Origin of the sequence: Chitinophaga sp., from assembly GCF_035564935.1 — a bacterium.
Taxonomy (GTDB): domain Bacteria; phylum Bacteroidota; class Bacteroidia; order Chitinophagales; family Chitinophagaceae; genus Chitinophaga.
This window is the reverse complement of record NZ_DATMTE010000028.1, coordinates 1-1,673: the sequence shown is the minus strand read 5'-3', so window position 1 is coordinate 1,673 and position 1,673 is coordinate 1. Positions and strand designations below refer to the sequence as shown.

The following is a 1,673-nucleotide window of genomic DNA, read 5'->3' as shown; positions in this document are numbered from 1 at the left end:
CATCAGGGTTATTATAAACGGGTGTTGTACCTGTTCTTTTTTATAACTGCCTGGATCCAGGCAAATGCGCAGCATACGGCTAATGAAAAGGATACCGGTAAATACGCGTCGCAGCCGCTGGTATCCCACATTTATACCGCTGATCCGTCGGCTCATTATTTTAATGGTAAGATATTTATTTACCCCTCCCACGACACTGCAACGAAAACCACCGAGAATGATAATGGCGATCATTTCAGGATGGCCGACTATCATATCCTGTCGATGGATTTCATCGGGGGAAAGGTAACCGATCATGGTGTGGCCTTACGGGTAGAAGATGTGCCCTGGGCCTCACAACAGCTATGGGCGCCTGATGCGGCTTTTTCACAAGGTACTTACTACCTGTATTTCCCCGCTAAAGATAAGCAGGGAATATTCAGGATAGGGGTGGCCACTTCCACGCAGCCGCAAGGTCCCTTTACCGCAGAGAAAGAGCCGTTAGCAGGTAGCTACAGTATTGATCCATGTGTATTCAGGGATGATGACGGCTCGTTTTATTTATACTTTGGCGGTATCTGGGGCGGTCAGTTGCAAAACTGGAACAACAACCGGTACGATGCCGCTGCGAAGTTGCGTAACAAAAATGAGCCGGCGATCCTGCCCCGCGTTGCAAAGCTTTCCCCGGGAATGAAAAGCCTGGAGAATGAACCGGTTGAAGTAAAGATCACAGACAGCAACGGTAACCTGTTCATGGAAAAAGATAATGACAAGCGTTTTTTTGAAGCCGCCTGGATGCATAAATATAAAGGTAAATATTACTTCTCCTATTCAACAGGCGATACGCATAATATTGCCTATGCCATAGGAGATAGCCCTTACGGGCCATTTAAATACCAGGGTGTGATATTGAAACCTGTTGATGGCTGGACGAACCATCACTCCATTATTGAAACCGGCGGCAAATGGTATTTGTTTTACCACGATACACAGTTGTCCGGCAAAACACATTTGAGGAATGTGAAGGTAGCAGCGCTGAAATATAACAGCGACGGCACCATTCAAACTATAAGCGCATTCAGATAAAATACGTTTTTAGAAGTAACTATTTAATGAAATCATCTTCATATGAAATACATCAGCTATGCTGCTATTGCTTTGATCGTTCTGGTAAGCGTTTGTTGCTTCGCCTATCGTAAGCACCCTGCCGTTGCTCCCGGAACGGGAGGACTGAAGGATTATTACAAAAGCTATTTCCCTATAGGCGTGGCCGTTTCAGCGCATGCGCTGAAAACAGATGAAGCGGGCTTGCTTATCAGCCAGTTTAATAGTCTTACTCCTGAAAACGCCATGAAAATGAGTGTTATCCACCCGGGTGAACAATGGTATAACTGGAGAGATGCTGATTCCGTAGCGGCCTTTGCCCGTAGTAACGGTATGAAATTGAGAGGACATACCTTAGTGTGGCATAAACAGGCTGCGGGATGGATTTTTAAGGATGCTAACGGGCAGCAGGTAAGTAAAGAAGTATTGCTGCAACGGTTGAAGGAGCATATTACTACCGTAGTAAAAAGATATAAGGGAGTAGTATATGCCTGGGATGTGGTGAACGAAGCGATAAGTGACGATCCCCGTGAGTTTTACAGGAACTCTTTATGGTACCGGATCTGTGGTGAAGAATTTATTGAAAAAGC

At 45.5% G+C, this 1,673-nt stretch carries 2 protein-coding genes; both read left to right on the top strand.

Annotated features, from left to right (window positions below; all coding sequences use genetic code 11):
- The first annotated feature begins 21 nt into the window (after positions 1 to 21).
- Positions 22 to 1,065, top strand: a complete 1,044-nt coding sequence (locus VN105_RS00890) for a glycoside hydrolase family 43 protein (protein ID WP_325636985.1) — start codon at positions 22 to 24, stop codon at positions 1,063 to 1,065.
- Between the two features lie 42 nt (positions 1,066 to 1,107).
- Positions 1,108 to 1,673, top strand: a 566-nt coding sequence (locus tag VN105_RS00885) for an endo-1,4-beta-xylanase (protein ID WP_325636983.1), incomplete at its 3' end; no start/stop codon positions are given.